At 41.1% G+C, this 22,093-nt stretch carries 19 protein-coding genes; all 19 read right to left on the bottom strand.

The window, feature by feature from the left end; genetic code table 11:
- Positions 1 to 79: 79 nt before the first annotated feature.
- The 19 genes from tkt to SRA_RS08215 all read right to left on the bottom strand — a co-directional run bounded on the left by tkt (position 80) and on the right by SRA_RS08215 (position 22,091).
- Positions 80 to 2,053, bottom strand: coding sequence for a transketolase (gene tkt / locus SRA_RS08120; RefSeq protein ID WP_003089698.1), 1,974 nt, complete (start codon positions 2,051 to 2,053; stop codon positions 80 to 82).
- Between the two features lie 279 nt (positions 2,054 to 2,332).
- Complete coding sequence (gene ulaG / locus SRA_RS08125) at positions 2,333 to 3,424, bottom strand: L-ascorbate 6-phosphate lactonase (protein WP_003089700.1); 1,092 nt, start codon at positions 3,422 to 3,424, stop codon at positions 2,333 to 2,335.
- 528 nt (positions 3,425 to 3,952) lie between these two features.
- Positions 3,953 to 5,635: a BglG family transcription antiterminator gene (locus SRA_RS08135; protein ID WP_003089705.1), complete on the bottom strand. Its 1,683-nt coding sequence runs from the start codon at positions 5,633 to 5,635 to the stop codon at positions 3,953 to 3,955.
- A 412-nt stretch (positions 5,636 to 6,047) separates the two neighbouring features.
- A complete protein-coding gene (locus SRA_RS08140) occupies positions 6,048 to 6,983 on the bottom strand; it encodes an HlyD family efflux transporter periplasmic adaptor subunit (RefSeq protein WP_003089706.1) in 936 nt (311 codons plus the stop codon).
- 13 nt (positions 6,984 to 6,996) lie between these two features.
- Positions 6,997 to 9,285 (bottom strand): peptide cleavage/export ABC transporter, encoded by a 2,289-nt coding sequence (locus SRA_RS08145; protein WP_003089707.1) that lies wholly within the window; start codon positions 9,283 to 9,285, stop codon positions 6,997 to 6,999.
- Positions 9,286 to 10,029: 744 nt separating this feature from the next.
- Positions 10,030 to 10,311, bottom strand: a complete 282-nt coding sequence (locus SRA_RS08150) for a hypothetical protein (RefSeq protein ID WP_003089709.1) — start codon at positions 10,309 to 10,311, stop codon at positions 10,030 to 10,032.
- Between the two features lie 134 nt (positions 10,312 to 10,445).
- On the bottom strand, positions 10,446 to 10,856 hold the full coding sequence (locus SRA_RS08155; RefSeq protein WP_003089710.1) for a hypothetical protein: 411 nt from the start codon (positions 10,854 to 10,856) through the stop codon (positions 10,446 to 10,448).
- Between the two features lie 23 nt (positions 10,857 to 10,879).
- The gene (locus SRA_RS08160) at positions 10,880 to 11,089 is read right to left on the bottom strand and encodes a Blp family class II bacteriocin (RefSeq protein WP_027975134.1); all 210 of its coding nucleotides are present in this window, start codon (positions 11,087 to 11,089) and stop codon (positions 10,880 to 10,882) included.
- A 163-nt stretch (positions 11,090 to 11,252) separates the two neighbouring features.
- Complete coding sequence (locus SRA_RS08165) at positions 11,253 to 11,462, bottom strand: hypothetical protein (protein ID WP_003089714.1); 210 nt, start codon at positions 11,460 to 11,462, stop codon at positions 11,253 to 11,255.
- Between the two features lie 40 nt (positions 11,463 to 11,502).
- Positions 11,503 to 11,832, bottom strand: a complete 330-nt coding sequence (locus tag SRA_RS08170) for a hypothetical protein (RefSeq protein WP_003089716.1) — start codon at positions 11,830 to 11,832, stop codon at positions 11,503 to 11,505.
- Positions 11,833 to 12,643: 811 nt separating this feature from the next.
- Positions 12,644 to 12,922 (bottom strand): hypothetical protein, encoded by a 279-nt coding sequence (locus tag SRA_RS08175; protein WP_003089717.1) that lies wholly within the window; start codon positions 12,920 to 12,922, stop codon positions 12,644 to 12,646.
- A 274-nt stretch (positions 12,923 to 13,196) separates the two neighbouring features.
- A complete protein-coding gene (locus SRA_RS08180) occupies positions 13,197 to 13,913 on the bottom strand; it encodes an L-ribulose-5-phosphate 4-epimerase (protein ID WP_003089719.1) in 717 nt (238 codons plus the stop codon).
- Between the two features lie 2 nt (positions 13,914 to 13,915).
- Positions 13,916 to 14,779, bottom strand: a complete 864-nt coding sequence (locus SRA_RS08185) for an L-ribulose-5-phosphate 3-epimerase (RefSeq protein WP_003089720.1) — start codon at positions 14,777 to 14,779, stop codon at positions 13,916 to 13,918.
- 3 nt (positions 14,780 to 14,782) lie between these two features.
- Entirely contained in the window at positions 14,783 to 15,448 is a 666-nt protein-coding gene (locus tag SRA_RS08190; RefSeq protein WP_003089721.1) for a 3-keto-L-gulonate-6-phosphate decarboxylase UlaD, read from the bottom strand.
- 159 nt (positions 15,449 to 15,607) lie between these two features.
- On the bottom strand, positions 15,608 to 16,093 hold the full coding sequence (locus SRA_RS08195; RefSeq protein ID WP_003089723.1) for a PTS sugar transporter subunit IIA: 486 nt from the start codon (positions 16,091 to 16,093) through the stop codon (positions 15,608 to 15,610).
- A 248-nt stretch (positions 16,094 to 16,341) separates the two neighbouring features.
- The gene (locus SRA_RS08200; protein WP_003089725.1) at positions 16,342 to 16,620 is read right to left on the bottom strand and encodes a PTS sugar transporter subunit IIB; all 279 of its coding nucleotides are present in this window, start codon (positions 16,618 to 16,620) and stop codon (positions 16,342 to 16,344) included.
- A gap of 70 nt (positions 16,621 to 16,690) precedes the next feature.
- On the bottom strand, positions 16,691 to 18,148 hold the full coding sequence (ulaA, locus tag SRA_RS08205; protein ID WP_003089730.1) for a PTS ascorbate transporter subunit IIC: 1,458 nt from the start codon (positions 18,146 to 18,148) through the stop codon (positions 16,691 to 16,693).
- A gap of 355 nt (positions 18,149 to 18,503) precedes the next feature.
- Positions 18,504 to 20,867 (bottom strand): phosphoketolase family protein, encoded by a 2,364-nt coding sequence (locus SRA_RS08210; protein ID WP_003089731.1) that lies wholly within the window; start codon positions 20,865 to 20,867, stop codon positions 18,504 to 18,506.
- A 156-nt stretch (positions 20,868 to 21,023) separates the two neighbouring features.
- Positions 21,024 to 22,091 carry a zinc-binding dehydrogenase gene (locus SRA_RS08215; protein ID WP_003089733.1) on the bottom strand — a complete coding sequence of 356 codons (1,068 nt, stop codon included), beginning with the start codon at positions 22,089 to 22,091 and terminating at the stop codon, positions 21,024 to 21,026.
- Positions 22,092 to 22,093: the final 2 nt, after the last annotated feature.

Raw genomic sequence — 22,093 nt, forward strand, 5'->3', positions numbered from 1 at the left:
AACATCTATAGCAACAGCGGCTGTAAAATCAAAAGGCCTCCGCATTTTGCGAAGACCTCAGTGTTTTAACGATGCAAGATTATAGGTTTTTGACACTATTAACAATATTGTCTACCGTAAAGCCATAATTTTCAATGACTTGAGCAGCCGGAGCTGATGCCCCAAATTTATCGATGCCAATAACTGCACCGTCAAGACCAACATATTTGTACCAAGGCTGAGTAGCAGCCATTTCAATAGCAAGACGGCGGCGTACTGAACTTGGTAAAACAGCTTCTTTGTAATCATCAGATTGAGCATCAAAGAGCTCTGTTGAAGGAACAGAAACAACACGCACTTTTTCGCCCTGTGCTTCCAGCTCCTTAGCTGCCTTAACCGCTAGGTTAACTTCTGAACCAGATGCCAGAAGAATCGTATCAAAATCCGAACCTGTCTCATAGATGACATAGGCACCTTTAGCAACTGAAGTAAAGCTTGACCCCGCTTCAACTGCTAAGTTTTGACGGGTCAGTACAAGAGCCGTTGGAGTATTTTTGCTTGTCAAAGCATAGTGCCAAGCAGCCTGCGTTTCCCGAGCATCTGCCGGCCGGAAAACGGTCAGATTTGGAATAGCACGCAGACCAGCCAAGTGTTCAATCGGTTCATGCGTTGGACCATCTTCACCGACAGCAATCGAATCGTGGGTAAAGACGTAGGTCACAGGCACCTCTTGAAGAGCTGACAGACGCACAGCAGCTTTCAGGTAATCTGAGAAGACAAAGAAGGTTCCGCCGTAAACACGCAAGCCCCCATGAAGTGCCATACCGTTTAAAACAGTTCCCATAGCAAATTCGCGCACACCAAACTGAATATTGCGGTTGAGCGGGTTGTCAGCATCTTGAAGACCGTCTTCTTTAATATAAGTCATGTTAGAGTGAGCCAGATCAGCAGAACCCCCAAGGAAGTTAGGGAGCACAGCCGCAGCTGCATTGATAGCATCCTGTGAAGAATTGCGGGTTGCTTGGGAGAAACCATTTTCATAAACAGGAAAGTCTGCTTCTTTGATTTCAACAGGATCCTGACCGGTGATAATAGCTTCAACCTCACGTGCTTCCTCAGGATAAGCCTGACGGTATTCCCCTACCAGATTCGACCAAGCAGCATAGGCAGCTTCGCCGCGGTCAGCAACATTTTCCTTGAAATCAGTATAAACTTCCTCAGGTATTTCAAAAGGTGCGTAATTCCAGTCAAGAACTTTGCGGGCTGCCGCCGTTTCTTCTACTCCAAGCGGTGCACCGTGAACAGCATTGGTACCACTCTTAGTCGGAGCACCGTAGCCAATAACTGTTTTCACTTCGATTAGGCTTGGCTTGCCAGCACCTTTAGCCTCTTCAATCGCTAAACTGATAGCATTAACATCTGTACCATCTTCAACTAAGCTAGTGTGCCAACCATAAGCCTCATATCTAGCACGGATATTTTCCGTGAAAGCATCGTTAGTTTCACCATCCAAACAAATATCATTGGAGTCGTAAAGGACAATCAGTTTATCTAAGTTTTGTTTAGCAGCGTAAGAGGAAGCTTCTCCGGAAACACCTTCCATAAAGTCACCATCACCGGCAATAACATAGGTATAGTGATCAAAAATAGGGTAGCCTTCGCGGTTATATTTGGCCGCCAAGAAGCGCTCAGCCTGTGCCAGACCTACAGCCATCGAAATTCCCTGACCAAGAGGCCCAGTTGTTACATCAACACCGGCAGTGTGACCGTACTCAGGATGGCCCGGTGTTTTGGAGCCCCACTGACGGAAATTCTTAATCTCTTCCATACTCACATCTGCAAAGCCTGACAGGTGCAAGAGAGCATATAAAAGCATGGAGCCGTGGCCTGCCGACAAAACAAAGCGGTCGCGGTTAACCCAGTTTGGCTGACTAGGACTGACTCTTAAATGCTTTGTATACAGGCTGTAGGCCATAGGAGCAGCTCCCATAACAACGCCCGGATGACCCGATTTCGACTTTTCAATAGCATCCACACCCAAAAAGCGGATGGCGTTAACCGATAAATCTGACATAATATTCTCCTTTATAAACGATACCCTTATTTTAGCATAAAACGCTTACTTCTTCCAGAAATCTTAGAAAAGCAAGCCAATTTCTTTTAAAAAATATCCACACATCAGATGATATGCGGATATAAACTGTCATTTTTAGCAGCTGCCCTATTGCAGAGCTGACAAGCATAGATACATAAGACAGATATCGAAAGCATTGCTTTGATTTTACTGCTCAAACAAGTAAAGCGTTCAGCAAGCAAAGCTTTCTTAGCTCAAAAGCATAAACAGATAACATTCTTACAGCAGCGCTTTGAACTGAATATTGGAATCATGCTCGAAACAGTCATCGAAGCCGCGCGGATGGTGGTACTCAATTCTGTCCTTATCCTGCGGATAAGTATATTTGCCGCCAACTTCCCAGATGAATGGATGGAATTGATATTGCAGGCGTTCTTTGCGCATCTTCCAAAGAGCTAAAATTTCATCAGTTGATGCCATGAAGTTAGACCAAATATCATAATGCACTGGAATAATGACCTTAGCACGCAGGTTTTCAGCCATACGAAGAAGATCAATAGAGGTCATCTTATCCTGAATACCTATCGGATTGTCACCATAGTTGTTGATTGCAACATCAATATTAAAATCCTTGCCGTGTTTAGCAAAGTAATTCGAGAAGTGAGAGTCGGCACCGTGATAGATGGTTCCGCCAGGTGTTTCAAAGACATAGTTAACTGCCTTGCGAGCCATTTCTTCATCTGTCACAGCCAGACCTTTTAATTCTCCATCTTGTTGGTCTGCCCCCTCAACAGGCAAGGTTACCAGACAGGTACGGTCAAAGGATTCAACAGCCGTTACTTTAATATCTTTAAATTCAAAGCTTTCACCCGGTTTAATAACAACGATACGATCTTCTGGGACACCCCATTTTTTCCAAATTTCTCCACATTCATAAGGTCCCACAAATTTAACGTGGTCAAGTTTTGGATTGTTTACAATGGCAGCAGCGGTATTGATATCAATATGATCACTATGGAAGTGAGATACAAGATAGTAATCCAATTCATTAATGGCAAATGGATCGATAACCATTGGTTGGACACGAAGGTTTGGCTGCAACTTACGAACACCAGCCATGTTGGCCATTTGGTGACCCCAAACCATATCTTTTACTTTTTTAGTAGATTTACCACGGTTTGACCAGAGGTCCATAACAACATTTGCTCCGCCAGGTGTTTTAATCCAAACACCGCAGTTACCTAGCCACCACATGGCGAAGTTGCCTGCTGGCACCACTTCTTCTTCAATTTCTTCGTTGAGCCAAGTTCCCCATTCTGGGAATGTGCTTAAAATCCATGATTCTCTTGTAATATCTTTAACATTAGCCATTTATGCTTCCTCCTGTGTACAGATATATTTTCTACACTTTTATGATACCCCCATCATAAGCGTAAAAAAAGACCAAATAAAACACAAGTTTGTGTTCACAGTTGGACTGTTTTCAAAAGCCTAACAGATAATCATACACCCTTACTATTGGTTTAGCCAAAAAATAAAAAAACAATTGCGAATAGTATTAGTAGGAGGGCAGCTAACATCCCTTCTGATCAATAGTGCAGAAACAGGGGCACTATTCCTGCTTTTTACGCTTAAATCAGCTGCCGGTTTCAGCTTAAAGAAAGGAGCAGATTTGTTGAACCGAAAGCAAAAAAAGCTGATGCTGCAGCCAAGCTCCATACAGTGTGCCAAAATAGATCCTGCAGCTGTAACTGCTGCAGGACTTGGCGCTATCTCATAACATTTCAAAATTTCCACACAGCAAAACGAATTCAGCCATGCATCAGCCAGATTTAAGCCTAACAAAAACACCGCAAGCTAAAGCTTGCGGTGTTTTGACCGGGCTGCTCCAAACCAGAACTAGTCTTCAGCTGCGGTTTTTAACTGGCTGTCATAGAGCAATTCCTGATTAATAAGGCGCTCAATTTTGGTTTTCAAAACATAGCAGTCATCATCATCTTTGACATAGTGACGAATATAGCCTTCTAATTTTTTATCAAAATCATCCTGTCCTGCCTGAGCGTGCTGCTTGGCAAAGCGGATTAATTTGATAGCATCATCGTCCGTCAAAATTGAATGAACAAAGAGCGTCGGAAGCTTGGTCTCAAGATTGTCAGCAGCGGAAATCACCAGATCAACCGCAATAATATCAGCAATACTGTAGAACTGCTCAGACGTTAGAATAGCTTCAATTTTACTGTGAGGCAGGTACTGACTGCACTGCTGCATGAACAGTTTTTGAACACCGATACCCTCATCACAGACCAAGGCCAGACTTACCGGCGGTGTCGGTTTAGACTCGGCATGTTCTAACTCACCACCAATATGAATCGTAATATAGGCAATATCATCATCATTCATCTTGATAAACCAAGATTCTTCTAAAATAGAGATGCAGGCCTTAGTCATAGCAAATAAATCTGCATATTTATCTTTGATTTGCTCGGTCAAAGGATTATTGGCGACGATTCCATAGGTTTTTCGAAAGAGCAGAGCCTTGCAGTGAGTCAGCAGCTGATTGAGCAGCAGCTTTTTATTTTGAAAATGGACATGGTAGTCCAATTCAAAAGTATTGATAAAATTCCCCAACACACGGCGCATATCATCATAGTCATGGCTCTCCAAATGAGTATCTCGGTCCTTGCGATAAGACAGCAGCAAAACCGCAACCAAGGACGTTTCAATTTCATCCAATTCCAAATCAAATTCTTTTTTGAGATTCCCTGTCAAATTTTTAGCTATTTCATACTCTTTTCGCTCTTTAATAGGAGAGAATTCCTGCAGCAAGTCGCTTTGTTCTGCCTCAGACAGATTCAGGTTGCGATAGCTTAAAATATGATAAGGCAGTGTCTCAACCATCAAGCGAATATCCTGAGAATTGATCTTCTTCCCCAATAATTTTTGGGATGCCTGCAGCTCCTTATCCATAAAAGATGAAATATCACCTGAAAAATAATCGGACAGGCCGGCAAAATCCCGCAATTTATCACGAACCATGGCGGTATAATTGGGATTGCTGTCCATATAAATAGTATAGAGCAGCTTATTCAGATATTGAATCTTAGACAGGGGGTGGCATTTCAGATGATAGCCCCGCGACTTGGTAACTTGCAGCTGGATACTGTATTGTTCAAAAGACAATTTCTCGCGAATTTCATTAAGATCATTTAAAATCGTATTGCGGGAGACATCATTTAGCTGCATAAGCTTCTCAATGGTCACGCGGTCGTTAGCAACCGCTATATAAGTGATACTGAGGAGCATCCGTTCGTGCACGCTCATGACATAGGAATAGTCATCTAAGCCAGCTAAAAGGGTCCGGCAGGCAGCCTTTTGCTTAAGCGACAGGAGAATTCCCACACGCGGATGACTGATAATTTTAGGAAGCTGAGGCGGCAGGGCCTCGTTTATTTTATCCAGATGGTAATAAACTTTGCGCCTTGACTGGCCTAAAACTTTTGAAATAGTCATAACGGTCTCTGGTTCTTCTAACTCAATAAGATAGGCCAAAAGATCATAACTATTTCGATCTAGGATAATCATTTTTCACATCCTTTGTTCATCTACTATAGCTTTGTGTAAGAAAGCTATAGGCAAACTGACAGCTTTCCTGATAAAGACGAAAGCTAAATCCAGAAGTCTTTTATTAGTGAAAACTTCTATTTCCAAGCAGCATCGGTCAAATCATGAAAAGCAAATTAAAATATTATAGTAGCTTCATTATAACATACTTTCAAAGAAGCCAAGCCCATTTCTTTGACTGCTAAACTTCAGTACCAAGCACTATTAAACCGCTATACTATCAGTTAATCATGCAAAAAACCTGTTCTTCTTAATTCGAAAAAGCAGGTTTTTAATCGTTTTAAATGAGTTGGCCATGTATGATAAGTATAAGAATGAGTATGACAGCAAATTCTAAGAATTTGCTGAAAGTTTGGCAGTTTAACACGCAAAACTAATTGTCAAGCTTGTTTAGAAGCTTGTCTTTAAAGTAGTTAAAATAGGTCTTTTTATCAGTTACCGTAACTGTTTTGCCGGTCATACCATATTTAACCAGCTTACTGTCTTTTTTAGAAACCGTTACTTTAGCTGTCACCTTAAAGAGATTGCCGTTTTTAGTCTTGGTAGCTGATAAGGCAACAGTACTAATTTTACCTTCAAGAGTAATCCTGTCGTTGCCCTTTCTTTCCATAGAAAGCCTAGTCTTTTGCCCCTTCTTCATAGAAACAACATCATCAGAAGAGACATAGTAGGTGATTAAAACTTTCTTAGTCTTTCTAATGTCAGGGTAGAGCTGCCCAATTTCAGCCCCTTTAGGCATAAGGTTCATCCCTTCATACTTGGGGTTGGTATGGATAATTCCATCGTCTGAAGCAAAGATAGAAACTTTCTTGATTTCATCCCCATCACCCGAATTTTTCTTTTCTGTCTTCTTTTTCTTACTGTCTTTATTGTCAGTATCTTTTTTAGAGTCTTTGCTTTCAGATTTCTTTTCGGATTTTTTCTTGCTAGCTTTTTTATCTGTTTTCTGCTCTTGTTTTTTTGCTTCTTTAGCTCGCTTTTGTCTTTCTTCTACAATCTTCTTTTGTTCAGCCCGACGCTTAGAATCAGCCGTTTCTGAATACTGAATCAGCAGATCGCCTTTTTTAACACTGGCATTGTTATCCAAATTATTTTTGATGATAGAGGTATCACTGTAGGATTGAATAACCGATACTACTCTTGTCGGAGCTACTTCACCTGTGGATGTGACAGTTATCTCTTTTTTAGCAAAGCAAAGAAACACTGCGATAAAGATAATCAGACAGACTAAAGGAATAATCAGCAGGGTCGCGAAATTATGATAGCGTCTCCTATAAAATTCTGCACTTTGTAAAAATTTAGGATCCATGTTATCCCCCTTCTCAATTAAACAGGTTATAATAGAAACCTTTTTGGGCTAAAAGTTCCTTATGAGTGCCTTGCTCAATAATCTTTCCTTGATCCATCACAATAACATTGTCAGTCCGTTGGGAGATACTTAAGCGGTGGGCAACAAAGATAATAGTCTTATCCGTCATCTGCAAAAGATTGCTAATGATTTTCTTTTCTGTCAGAATATCAAGACTGCTGGTCGCTTCATCAAGAATCAAAACCGGTGCCTTGGTTAAAAGTGCTCTGGCTAAAGCAATCCGCTGTTTTTGACCGCCCGAAACACCGGCACCGTCTGATAATTCGGTCTGGTAGCCCAGCGGCATTTGTTCAATATCCGAGCGAATCTCAGCAACCTCACAGGCACGAATGATCTCTTCCTGCGTCGTTCCTTCTTTGGCACCCAGAGTCAGATTATCCATAATAGAACCGCTGAACACATAGGCCTGCTGAGGCAGGTAGCTGATATGCTGGCGCAGAGCTGTCTTATCAATAATCTTTATATCATTGCCGTTGATACGGACAATACCTCTGTTAGGCTCATAAAAATTAACAATCATCTTGGCTAAAGTCGTCTTGCCGGAACCGCTGGGTCCGACAATGCTGACCTTATCTCCTTTTTTGATAGTCAAGTTGATATTTGACAGAGTATCACGGCCAAAGCCATATTTATAAAAAAGATTTTCAAAGGAAATATCACCGTCTAAAAAGGCATCAGCTGACAGTTCACCATCTTTTTCAAACTCAGATTCAACCAAGTAAACCTCATTCAGACGGGTATTGGCAACACGGGCTGACTGCAGTTTGGATTGCAAATTGATAATATTTTCAATAGGATTTGAGAAGTAAGACAGCAAGGCATTGAAGGTAATGAGCTGACCGACTGAAATTTTATTATCCATGACTAAGCGAGAGCCGTACCAGAGAATAACAACATTAAGAATGAGCTTGGCGCCGCTTTTCAGGGCAGATTGAAGGGCACTGTACTTGTGCAGCTTGAAATTCTTTTCCAAATAATCGACAAATTCACTATCAACGTTTTGGTAGCGAGTCGTTTCACTCGTGAGTGATTTGATGGTTTCCATCCCGTTGATATCTTCAATGATAGAAGAGCTGACCACAGCATTGCTTTCCATCACTTCATGATTCATTTTCTCAAAAGGTTTCAAGAAAACAAAAACAATAAGAGCATAAATCGGAATGGAAAGCAGAGTCAGAAAGAAAAGATTATTATTTTGCACCAGCAAGACTCCGCCAACCAATATAATCATGGTCATATCCAAAAAGATGGAAAAGATGGTTGACGCTACGGCATCAATAATTTGATTGGCATCCGTAAAGCGAGAAGTAATCTCACCTGTCCGCCTCGTCGCAAAGAAAGACATAGGCAAAGTAAAGATATGTTTAATATAAGACAGGATGACATCAATAACCAAACGCAAACTAAGAACTGCCAAGAGATATTCCTTGGCAAAAGCCATAACTTGTTGAATAATATAGGTAATCACCAAACCAATGGTAATAATGCCTAAGGTCGAAACCAGCTGATCAGGAATGTACTCATCCAATATGCCTTGAAGATAGTATGATCCAACAATATCAATCAAAGTCACAATCAAGCTGGCCATGACAATGTAAGCCATCAAAGCTTTCTGCTTAAAGATCAGCGGGAAAAAGTTAGACAAGCCATTCTTTTTACCTTTATGAGGTTTATAATTTGGCTGAGGAGCCAAAAAAATAGCCACTCCTGTCCACTCTGACTGAAAGTGTTCCTTGCTCATCCTAGTCACCTTGACTGAAGGATCAGGGTCCCCAATAATCAGATGATCTTTTTGGTTAGCATAGACAACATAATAATGCTGCAGGCGTTGATTTTTAATCACGTGGACAATGAAAGGATAGGTCAGATCATCATAATCAAACAGTGTCATGTCCGCCTTAATAGAACGCGTTTCAAAACCTATCTTCTTAGCAGCTTCAACAATACCAAGGGCTGTCGTTCCTTGCTTATTAGTCTTTGACAGCTCCCGCAGATGGGCAAGAGAATAATGCGAGCCATAATGCTTAGCAACAGATGCCAAGGCTGCCGCTCCGCAGTCTCTGGTATCAATCTGGGGCACTATCTTATAATGTCTGCGCCAGAATAATCTGGACTGCCCTTCCGGCAATGGCTCAGAAACACCCCTTCTTCCTCTGATAACCCTTTTAACAACTTCTAAAAGAATGTTAACCAAGACCACTAAAACGATAATTAAAATGATGTAAAAAGTTGTTTGTTTCATAAGATGTCTCTCTAAAATAAATTTAAACTGGCTTTTTTAGAAAAATAATCCAACCCTATTCAAAGGAGAACTTAGGAAGCTAACTATTCCCAGCCATAATCTATATAATCTTTGCCAGACCCTCTGCTTAACCGGACAGACGAGTAAATTCCAAGTCTCAATACAGTCAAACATTCTGCTAAATTTGCATCCTCTATTCACTTGACTATTCGTCATTGTAATACTTAAATGTTTCAGATGCAATAAAATTTCTGATTTTTAACGCAAATAGTAACGAAACGCAAAGAACAACAAAAGTTTCTGACGATTATCATTTTATTAATATCTTTGACTTTTTTTGAAAAAGCCAAATGGCAAACCAGCCAAACTAATTAACTTTTTAATTCATTCAAAAATGAAGAAAGCCTAACAATAAATTAGGCTGTGTAAAATGGCATGAAAAGCCCAAAATATAATAATTTAACAGCTTTGCTCTTGCTAGCCGCAGCAAAGCTTTTTTCAGCATGACTTTAATCATCATAAACTGTATCCCTTCTTAAAAATCATGCGACCTTACTTATTTTTGTTTTTTAAATAGGAAATACCAATATAAGCTAACAATAAAATCTGCATAAGAATCACAATTGCAGTGCAGATATATCTGACACTATGACTGCTGCTGGAAGAGCTGATAACCGATGGGTCGAGGAAATCACTAGAGCCAGCGTAAAAACCAAAATAATATTATCGCCAAACTTCATTATATCACCTACTCCATTTATCACATATTCCATCCTCTGGTAACCCGTGGATAAAGCCAACAGTTCCGCCAATAATCATGCCACCAGTAGTCGTCAGCTCACCAAGGCCAGGAATTAACAGACCTTTACTTTTCGCACTAAACCCTGTAGCAACTCCGGCAATTCCTTCAGTAATGCCTAGATCAATTGCAGCACCCAGTCCTTCGCCTTCAACTCCAGCAAGGTAATCTTCTACTACTGTTTCAAAATGATCAAATGCCATGGAGTTTAAAGTGACTGCATTCATAAAACTTCTTCTTTTCTAAATATTGCTGTCATTTTAGCACTTTAAAATGACAGGTGCAATAATATTTCTGATTTTTAACGTTGATGGGAATAAAGCGAAAAGCAAGTGTAAAACTTCTGATAACTATTAATTTATTAATCTTTATTATTTTTCATTTCGGCTTTCTTTATAGAAAAAAAGCTGAAAAGAGCCATGGCTGTAATAAGAATAAATACCAAGGCTGCTATAATTTTTGAATAGCGCCATATAATGACAGCAGTGACTGTCGCAAGTACAAACCAAGAAAGCAAATAAATTATCTTTCGTGTTTGATTCTCCCGTGTATTAGCGATTGAATCATTTGCTTTTTGATCTCTCTCATTATTTTTTTCTTCGGCTTTCTTTATAGAAAAAAAGCTGAAAAGAGCCATGGCTGTAATAAGAATAAATATTATTGTTGCTATGATTTTTGAATTTGACCATTCGATCAAGGCAAGACTTGTAGCAAGCAAAAGCCAAGAAAGCAAAGTCATTAGCCTTCGTGTTTTTTCATCTTTTATTATCATATTAATGTATCCCATCCCAATTATTAATTAGCGCCATAGTAAACGGCTGCAGCACCTGCACAGACTTCAGCACCTAGATAGAACGCAGCACCAACAGGAGTAGTACACGATAGTCCCCCGAGAATGGCAGTTCCCATGGCAAGATAAGAACCAGCAACCCCTTTTATATCGAATCCTCCCTCAATACTAGCAAGATGATTCATATCTACTTCATCAAAATTCTCGAATGCCATTGAGTTTAAAGTTAAGGTGTTCATAAACTTCTTTTTTTAAAATATTGTTGCTATTTTAGCATTCTAAAATATTGTCTATCATATTATATTTAAAGAGAAATATGATTGAAATTCATTAACATAAAAGGTAAACTATCTAAAAACTTTATGTAAGAACATGGAATCACCCCTTTTTATTTTTCCAATAATCTTTTATCAGTTGCATCAGTTTGAAGAAATCCTTCCAGCAAAAAACGAAAACCAACATCGTTCCTATTAAATATATAGTAGAAACAAAATCTCTTATACTTGGAAAGATGGCATATAGTATAAGACAAGTAGGTATAGCCAACATATAAGTATAACTAACAATTATAGATTTCTTTGAAAACATAAAATTTTCCCTTCAATCATGAGAAATAAAATTACTGTAACTAAAATGAAAGTTTCTCATAACCAGTAACAGCTCCGGTGAATCCCCCGCCAATGGCTCCACATACTCCACCAAAGGTTGCACCTATAGCTAATCCAGCAAGAGAAGCAATAGGAACTACCTCCGGACCTGCCAAGGAGCCAACAATTGAGCCTGCCTTCAGTCCTAACGTTCCACCAGCTATAGCTCCACCTCCGAAACCTCCAACTGCACCGCAGAATCCGCCTAAAACGGCTCCACCAATTCCTTCACCTTCAACTCCAGCGAGATACTCTTCCCCTGCTGTTTCAAAATGATCAAAGGCCATTGAGTTTAAAGTTACTGTGTTCATAAAAATTTCTTATTAACCAGAATCTACCTTTACTTATGGAATTTTAACTATCTTAACATTTGTAAGAAATACTTACCATATACCGCAATAATAATTAAACTTGCCACCAATCTTATGAGGAAAGTAATCAGTTCTATTCTTTTACTTGGCAACTATTTTAGAATAAACACTAAAATGCTCATACTGACTACATACAGCAGACAAATTATTATAAGTTTGTACCGAAATTTTCCTATTAAACTCCCAACATTTTTCAAATCTAAATTCCGTATTTATCATAACTGAGACCTTTTATAAAGCCATCATATAACCAATAATTTGAACCTTTATTGATTAAGAGTAAAATTAATAAATTGTATGATCGTTTCATCTTTTAGAACTAGGCTACTAAACTAGCACCACAGGTCATTAACTGATTAAGTTTAAATTTGAAAATACTTTTGCTTTCACTAATGCAAAAGATAATAAGCAAATAAAGCAAGCAAAATGATGACACATATAAATGAAATAATAATGTTTTTACTACGATAAGAAATAAGTGCTAATAAACAAAGAGCAAGCAACACTAAAATTGACTGAATTATGTGCATAAACCAACATCACCCTTTCTAAATTTGTGTTGATATTTTTAATAAATTCAATAACATACCTTATACTTAGAATAGACTAACATTCGTATTCCAAAAGAAAAATACTGTTGAAATTATTAAAGTTAACTCTACACCTACTTTAATAAGTGTAGTACCAATTGAAATATACAATTGATTTCCAATATATAGAAATGATTCAATAGATAACTAGAAGCTGTTAATTACCAGAAGCCTCCATCTCCCCATCCTTCTCTAGCACCAATATAAACACCTGCTACTGTCGTCAAGCCGAGAGTCCCAAGAGCTAGATAAGGTCCTGCAACTGGAACTCTCCACAAAAATTGAGCTGGCTTGAAACCAGCTGTGAACCCTGTTCCAGCTCCTAAAACTCCACCAGCAATTGCTCCAACAAAACCTGATCCATCAATATCTGCAAGATAATCTTCTCCTACTGTTTCAAAATGATCAAATGCCATTGAGTCTAAAGTTAAGGTGTTCATAAAACTTCTCCTTTTCTAAATATTGCTGCCATTCTAACATTTTGAAATGACATAGGCAATAATATTCCAGAATTTTAACACAGATGGTAATAAAGCGAAAGAAATACACAAATTTTCTGGTAAATTATATTTTTTTAATGCTATTCACAGTTTTATAAAAAACTAACGAACTATATAAGGTAATTATAACTTGTATAAACAAATCTTTTTTTGAAAGTAAAAAGACAAACCTTGAAAAGTTTGCCTTCAATCTGAGACGAGATCCGTTTTTTTCTTAATGGGCATCGCCTTTTTGTCCATAGTAAGCATTTGGACCATGTTTACGAAGATAGTGTTTATCCAAAATGTATTGTGGAGCTGGTTCTACACGCGGATTGATTTGTTCTGTGAAGCGGTTCATTTTCGCTACTTCTTCAAGCACAACCGCATGGTAAACAGCCTGCGCTGGATCTTTACCCCACGTGAATGGACCGTGATTGCGAACCACAATGCCTGGCACAGCTACTGGATCAAGGCCACGGTTGGTAAATTCTTCGATAATCACTGTACCAGTTTCTTTTTCGTAAGCTGAATTGACTTCATCAGCTGTCAATGAACGTGCGCAAGGTACCGGTCCATAGAAATAGTCTGCGTGTGTTGTTCCATAGAAAGGAATATCTCGACCAGCTTGTGCCCAGCCAACAGCCTCTGTTGAGTGCGTATGAACAATACCGCCAATTTCTGGCCAAGCCTTATATAGCTCAACATGGGTTGGTAAATCAGACGATGGATTGAGATTGCCTTCAACAATATTTCCATCAAGATCAGTTACCACCATATTTTCAGGTGTCAATTTATCGTAGTCAACACCAGAAGGCTTGATGACAATGAGTCCTGCTTCACGGTCAACCTCTGAAACATTGCCCCAAGTAAATTTGACGAGTCCATGTGCTGGCAGTGATTTATTGGCATCACAGACACGCCTGCGCATTTCTGCTAATGATTTTGCCATTTTTAGTTTAACCCCGCTTTCTCAATTAAAGGGTAGAGGAAATCTTGCGCTTCTTTGATAGCAGCCCTTGTTTCTTCTACTGTTTGACAATTTTCGGACCACATTTCAATTAAGAATGGCCCATTATAATGCGTTTTCTTGAGAACACCAAACATGGCTTCCCAATCCACACAACCTTGACCAAAGGGAACATCACGAAATTGGCCGCGACACTTTTCTGTCACCGCATAAGTGTCTTTTAAATGCAGCGCTGCAATCGACTTGTGTCCAATATAAAATTCACTCCAGAGGTCATTCCCCCAAGCGGAAATATTTCCCGTATCTGGATAGACAAAGAGATAAGGGGAGTCAATTTCTTTTTCAATAGCCAAGTATTTCTCAATAGAATTGATAAAAGGATCATCCATAATCTCAACCGATAAAATCACCTGCGCCTCCTCAGCCCAAGTACAGGCCTGGCGTAAATTTTTAATAAAACGGGCACGTGTTTCCGGTGATTTTTCTTCATAATAAACGTCATAGCCAGCCAGCTGGATGTTGCGGACACCGATATCCTGCGCAAATTCAATGCATTTTTCCATCATGTCCAGCGCCCTGGCCTCTTTCACAGAATCATTGGAGCCCAGCGGGTAACGACGATGCCCACTAAAGGTGATGGTCGGAATGCGCACACCTGTCTCAAAAATAGCCTTGACCAGTTCCAAACGTTCTGCCTTAGACCACTCCAAACGCGCCAAACGCTCATCGCTCTCATCAATAGATAATTCCACAAAATCAAAGCCCATTTCTTTGGCAAAGTTGAGACGTTCTAACCATGTAAAATGTTTGGGTGTTGCCTTTTCATAGATACCAATTGGACGAGTCATAGCCTACCCCCAAATGCGTCTAATTTCGTCTTTAAATGCACGCGCTGCTGCAGCTGGATCAGCAGCTTCTGTGATACCGCGGCCAGCAATAAAGGTAAAAACGTCCACTCCTTCAAAGAGTTTTAACGTCTCAACACTGAGCCCGCCTGTTACAGACACACGAAAGCCCATCTCAATCAATTTTCTAACCTTGTTAAGGTCTTTTTCACCCCACGTCTCCCCCGCGAGAAGGGCATCACGTGATTGATGGTAGATGGCTTGTGAAATACCGGCATCCAACCACTGCTGTGCTTGTTCGTAAGTCCAGTCACCGTAGAGTTCAATCTGAATTTCACCGCGCTCTCCGCGGACTTCTTCGATAGCCTTGCGGGCTGCCGCCATGGTTGGAATCGTAGCACAGCAGATGCAGGTCATCCAGTCAGCGCCACGGCTCGCATTGTTCTTAGCAACCGTCCCCCCAGCATCAGCACATTTCGTGTCTGCCACAATAATTTTATCTGGGAAAAGGCTGCGAAGGACCTCGACCAATTCGCTGCCGACTTGCAGCAGACAAACAGTACCTGCTTCAATAACGTCAACTTCATTTCCTACCGAAACAGCTGCTCTAACAGCCCCCTGCAGATCGGAATGGTCAAGGGCTACTTGTAGATTTGGTAATTGTTTTGTCATGTCTATCTTCCTTTCATTAAAGATACAAAGATGATTAAAAAGTACAGCTAAACCCACTTCACAGAATGCATGAAGCCTACTGCCAGACCGTTTATCAGGCTTGCTGTTCAATTGCTGCTTGCTGTAAATAGCTGAAAATAGGGCTAGAAAAAGGCCAGCTTAAGAATCTAAATCCATACCTTCAAGATAGGGACTGCTTTTTGACTCATCAACCATAGCTAGTACTTCCTCAGGTGTTTTGCAGTCCAATAAACGCTGGATCGAATTTTCCAATTCAAAGAGAGCGATAATCTGTGGAATAGCTACAGATGTATGAATAGCGGGACTGGTAGCAGCCAGACACAGCAGCACCGATACTTCTTTCCCATCTGAAAATGTAACTGGCTCTGTCAAAGTAATGAGCGAAAAAGCATCGCGATTGACTCCTTCACCAGCCATTGCATGAGGCATAGCCATCCCTGGCATGAGAACATAGTAAGGGCCATGCTCTTTCGTAGAAGCAATAATATTGTCATAATATTTTTCTGTAACTGCACCGCTATCAATCAAGGGCTGAACAGATAATTTCACGGCTTCTTCCCAAGTTTTTGCTGACAGCCCCAGTCGAATGGAATTATTTTCCTTAAATGATTTTGTTAAGTTCATCAAAAAACCTCTCTTAGCAAAATTCTTTATCGTTTTTAAAGTGGAAGAGAGTGGGACAAAAAGTGCCTCTTTGTATTGTTCTAGATTTACTAGATTAACGCAATGGTTGATTGGCGGTCCTTATCCCTTGCTACGCAAGTGATAGCGGCCAACCTAATCAACTATGCGGAGGTGGGACGATAAAATCAAAATCGTGATAAAATCACGATTTACCGATTTTTGTCCCACCCTCTTCCTACATTAGATAATTACAAAATTTCCTGTAATTTTGTTTTAATTTCGTTATCGTCCATTAAATTGTCAAGGCCTACCAGATGGCCGTTTGTCCGTCCGTCCAATTCATGAATCAAGTGGTTTGAAGCCACAATAATGTCATAATTTGCAGCTAAGCCTTTAGCTTCGCCGACTGAGCAGGAAGCTGACTCAATATCAGTCACGCCTAGCTGACGAAGAGCATTTTCAACTTTCATTTTAATAACCATAGATGATCCCATGCCATTGCCGCATGCTGTAAGAACTTTAACCATGATAATTCCTCCTGTAAAATATTGCTGATTATAATAATGTTATTATTCCATGTAAACTGTGATTAAGGCACTATTGTCCTTGAACATCTCCGCGGTAGTAAGCGTCTTTGTCTTTTGCTCTAGCAAACTGAATTTGCGGAATAGCGAGCAGGAAGGCAGCCACAAGGGCGTAACCGATAGGACCTGCATATTTGAAGAGATAAGCAAATGGTACCCATGGGATTTCAAAGTCAATATTACCGTGGTAACCGCCAAAGTTAGCAAGACCTAGAAGGGCAACTGCTACAGCACCTAAGACAACCTGAAGGACACCTGATATGAAGGAAAGAACCACAGCCGCCTTCCAGCCGCCGCGCTTATCTGCGTAAACCGCAATTGCCGCATTATCAAAGAAGACCGGAACGAATCCTGTAATAATCAAGACTGGATTTTTAAAGACAATGAGAAGGACAATGGTAATCAGCTGTCCGATAAGACCAGTTGCAAAACCAAAGAGCACTGCACTTGGAGAGCCAAAGCCGTATGATGCTGCCACGTCAACCGCTGGAAATGAGCCAGGCAGAAGTTTGTTGGAAATCCCTTGGAAGGCGTTGGTCAGCTCACCAACGAACATACGGACGCCCTGCATCAAAATGAAGAGGTAAACAGAGAAGGTGAAGGCTGTTTGAATGACGTACATGAAGTAAGACTGTTTCGTCGGATCAAAGAGGGTTCCTGTAGTGATGACCTTAGGATTGGCCATGATGTCTGGGCCCAAAACCGCAAGAATAGCACCAAAGAAGACTAACATCAGGGTTGCCGAAGCAACGACTGTATCGTGGAAAATGTTAAGAAAAGCAGGGAGCTTTAAATTATCCAGATTTTCTTCTTTTTTGCCGAGTTTTGGTGCAAATTTATCAGCAAACCAGATGGCAAATTGCTGCTGATGACCGATTGCAAAACCACCGCCGCCTGTCAGACGCTGAGTTGGTTCAACCGTAAGGTTGGAGCTGACAGCCCAGTAAAGACCGCAGATAATTCCTACGGCTAAAGTTCCCCAAAATTGATCGCGGAAGGCCGGAATCAAGAGAATGACCATCAAGGTAACTGTTGCAGCCTGCTGAACCATGATGTGTCCTGTGATGAACAGAGTGCGAATCTTGGTTACTTTGCGAAGGGCAACAAGAAGAATATTAAAGAAAAAGCCAATCAGCAGGGCTGATGTTGCCGTACCGATAAATTGAGGAAATTCCTGAGCAATTTTTTCATTTGCTGCCGTCAGTCCAAAGTAGGGATCAATAACCGCCGCACCGATATTAAACTTGTAGTTAAGAGCTGCCAAGATGGGACGAAAGGTAGTCACTAAACCCGCAGCGGCTACATCCAAAATCATATAGCCAACTGTCGCTTTGACAAATCCTGCAAAAACATCATGTAAAGGCTTCTTCAGCAGCAGGTAGCCGAGCAGTACCAGCAAACCAACGAAGAAGGCCGGTTTTTGCAAAATATTTTGCGAGAACCAGTTAAGGACATCTAAAAGAATGTTCATTGTTTTTCCTCTTTTCTAAAAGTTTATTACGTTTTATAGCTTTATTATAATTGCTGAAAACGCTAACAACAAGACCAATAATCACACATGCAAGTGTTCAAAATTGGGCTGAAAGCTTTTATAAAATGAACAAAGACATTCCCCAGGCCTTGACCTGAAAAGCTATATGCTGCCTTACTATACGAATGTTTAACTAATAAAAAACCGGGACAGCAGTGTCCCGGCCTTAAACTTTTATAGTGTGAGGCCGCGATCCATTGTTTCGCACCGTAGAATCAATGAACTAAAATCACAGCAAAAAACTCCGCATTCCTTTAAGAATACGGAGTTGTGCAGGCAATCGCAGCAACTGCAGTCAGTTTAAGTTTTCCCACCGCCACTGATTAACTTCCGGAAGATCATCGCCATGCTCTCGGATATACTGCCTGTGATAAGAAATTTTCTCATCCATAACTTGGGCGAAATCAGCTGCCTCATCTCCTAAGCAAGCCCGTGCAGCATCCTGAGCTAAGTGGAAACGGTCCAGTTCGGACAGAACCCGCATATCAAACGGCGTGGTGATATCTCCGTTTTCGCGGTAGCCGTGAACGTGAAGATTATGATTGTGCCGAGGGAAAAAGATATCCCTAATCATGCCTTCATAGGCATGGAAAGCGAAAATAACAGGTTTATCTTTTGTAAAGACAGCATTGAATTCCTCATCGCTCAGACCTCTGGAATCCACGCTAGGTTGGCGAAGTTTCAAGATATCAACAACATTGACAAAGCGAATTTTCAGCTCTGGAAATTCTTTGTACAGAATGCTGATAGCTGCCAAAGCCTCTAGATTTGGTTCTGTTCCTGCTGCTGCAAAGACCACATCGGGTTCCTGACCCTTATCGGTGGAAGCCCAGTCAATCACCTTATAGCCTTTTTCCACCAATTCCTCAGCCTCTTGAACAGAATAAAACTGCGGACGAGGATGCTTAGAAGTCACAATCAAATTAATTTTATCTTCTGATTTCAAGACCTTGTCCATGACTGCCAGCAAGGAATTGGTATCTGCCGGCAGATATTCACGGATAAATTCCGGTGTCTTTTCAGACAAGTGCGTTAAGATACCCGGATCTTGATGGGTATAGCCATTGTGATCCTGCTGAAAAACAGTTGAGGTTGAAATTAAATTTAAGGGTGGGTAGTTTTTGCGCCAAGCAGTGTGAGTTTTGGATTTACGCAGCCATTTAAAATGCTGGGTAATCATTGTATCAACCACACGCAGGAAGGATTCATAGGAAGCAAAGAAACCATGGCGTCCTGTTAAAACATAGCCTTCCAAAAAGCCTTCTGCCTGATGTTCTGACAGCTGTGAATCAATCACGCGCCCAGCAGGGCTAAGCCACTCATCATAACTTTCATCTCGGCGGGCCAGCCACTGACGGTTGGTCCTTTTAAACACTTCATTGAGACGATTGGATTTGGATTCGTCAGGACCAAAGATACGGAAATTGTTAGGATTTGCTTCCACTAAATCAGCCGCGTACTTCCCAAATTCTATCATGTCCTGAGCAAACACAGCACCCGGTTTTGTGGTATCTATAGCAAATTTCTTCCAGTCAGCAGTGTTCATTGGTTTAAGGATACCTGCATTGGTGATTGGGTTGGTTGACATCCGCCGGTCACCTTTTGGTGAAATAGCTGCAATTTCGGGTACTAAGCGACCTGTTTCATCAAACAGCTCTTCAGGCCGGTAAGATTTCAGCCATTTCAAGAGAGCATCGACATGTTCCATATGATGGGCATCGACCGGAATAGGGACTTGGTGGGCACGAAAACCGCCTTCGATAGGTGTACCTTCCCACTCTTTCGGACCTGTCCAGCCTTTAGGAATACGGGCAACCAGTACCGGCCATGCTGGCATCGCTGCTTTCTCTGCCGGATTTTTGCGGGCTTTAGCCTGAATAGCCTTAATTTTTTCAACAGCTTCATCCAGTTTTTCAGCCATAACGCGATGCGATTCAAGAGTTATCTCCTTCACTTCAACAAAAATTGGATCCCAGCCCAGGCCTTGGAAGAATTGCTGCAGTTCCTCATCTGTACGGCGAGAAAGAATGGTCGGATTGTGAATTTTCCCGCCATTGAGATACAAGATTGGTAGAACAGCACCGTCATTAACAGGATTGATAAAGGTATTTGATAGCCAGCCGGCCATTAATGGACCTGTCTCAGCCTCGCCGTCACCAATCACCGTTGCAGCAATAACATCAGGATTATCTAGCACTGCACCCGTCGCATGTGACATAGCATAGCCCAACTCGCCGCCTTCATGGATAGAACCCGGCGTTTCAGGAGCTGCGTGTGAAGCAATGCCTCCTGGGAAAGAGAAGATTTTGCAAAGTTTGGTAAAACCTTCTTCTGTTTGGGTAATCTCAGGGTTTAATTCAGTATAACTGCCGTCCAAATAGGAATTAGACACCATGACCTGCCCACCGTGTCCCGGCCCTTCAATATAGAACATGTCTAAATCATACTTGTTAATGGCGCGGTTTAAATGCGCATAGATAAAATTTTGTCCCGGAACAGTACCCCAGTGCCCAATAGGATGGACTTTAAGATCATTTGGGACCAATTCTCTTTTTAACAGAGAATTATCCTTCAAGTACATCTGAGCTGCTGAGAGATAATTGGCTGCACGCCACCAAGCATCTACTTTTTTTAAATAGTCATCTGATTCAAAATTCATAATCCTTATTTCTCCTTGTGATTTTTTGGACATATATGTCTTTAGAAAAAGAGTCTGGAGTCAGTCGATTAAGAGGGGACACCCCGCCCTGACAACCTAAGGATAAGTTAAACTGCAATCAGCCAGCTTTAACTTTATTTCCAGACCCTTTTGACCTTAGTCTAATTCTCCGGGATTAGAAGCAATGAGAACTTTCAGCTCCTTACCAGCCATCATGGCTTCAAAAGCATCCCGCCAGTGCTCTAAATCAAAGACCGCAGTTACCATTTTTTCTTCATTAATAGCACCCTTGCTTTCCAAATGAATCGCTATCGGCCAGTCGTATGGATTTTGTGACCGTGAGCCTTGATATGTGATTTCATGCTGAATGATTGTTCGTTCATCAAGTTCATTTAAATCTTTGGCAAACAGTCCTACTTGCTGCAGCACGCCGCCTTTGCGGATCAGAGGAAGCGCCGCATTGACAGCAGGAATGGCTCCTGAACAGTCATAAACCTTGTCTACTCCCACACCATTGGTAACATCTGTTATAATGTGAGCCAAGTCTTCTTCTTGTGTATTAACAACAATATCGGCACCTAACTCTTTGGCGATTTTCAGCCGGTCGGCATCCTTAGTAACACCCGACACGATGGTAAAAGCACCGATTTCTTTGGCAATCTGTAAGGACAAAAGCCCCATAGGCCCAGGTCCGATGATGAGAATAGTATCGTGGAACTCAAGCGGCGTCAGCTGATACATGGCATGTACGCAGGATGCCAGCGGTTCTGACATGGCTGCTAATTTATAGCTGACATTATCCGGAAGGATATGCACACTTTCTTCGCGTGTCAAAACATAATTGGCCATGCTGCCAAAAGCTTTCGTTCCGATTCCAGAGCGTTTTTCACACAAATTGTATTTTTTCTCTTTGCAATAAGTACATTCGCCACAGGTATCAAAAGTTGTCTCGCTGGTAACACGGTCACCCACTTTTACCTTTGTCACATCCTCACCGATAGCCACGACCTGTCCAGAAAATTCATGCCCCAGCACCAAAGGAGTGACAGCGTTTTTATATTCACCTTTATAAGTATGAATATCTGTCCCGCAAATACCCGTGTAGGCTACCTTCATCAAGACACGGTCCCCCTTAACTTCTGGAACATCAATTTCTTCCAGAGACATGTTATCAAAACCAGGAGCTGATTTAACAACAGCTTTCATTTTATTAGGAATACTCATTA

Source organism: Streptococcus ratti FA-1 = DSM 20564 (assembly GCF_000286075.1).
Taxonomy (GTDB): domain Bacteria; phylum Bacillota; class Bacilli; order Lactobacillales; family Streptococcaceae; genus Streptococcus; species Streptococcus ratti.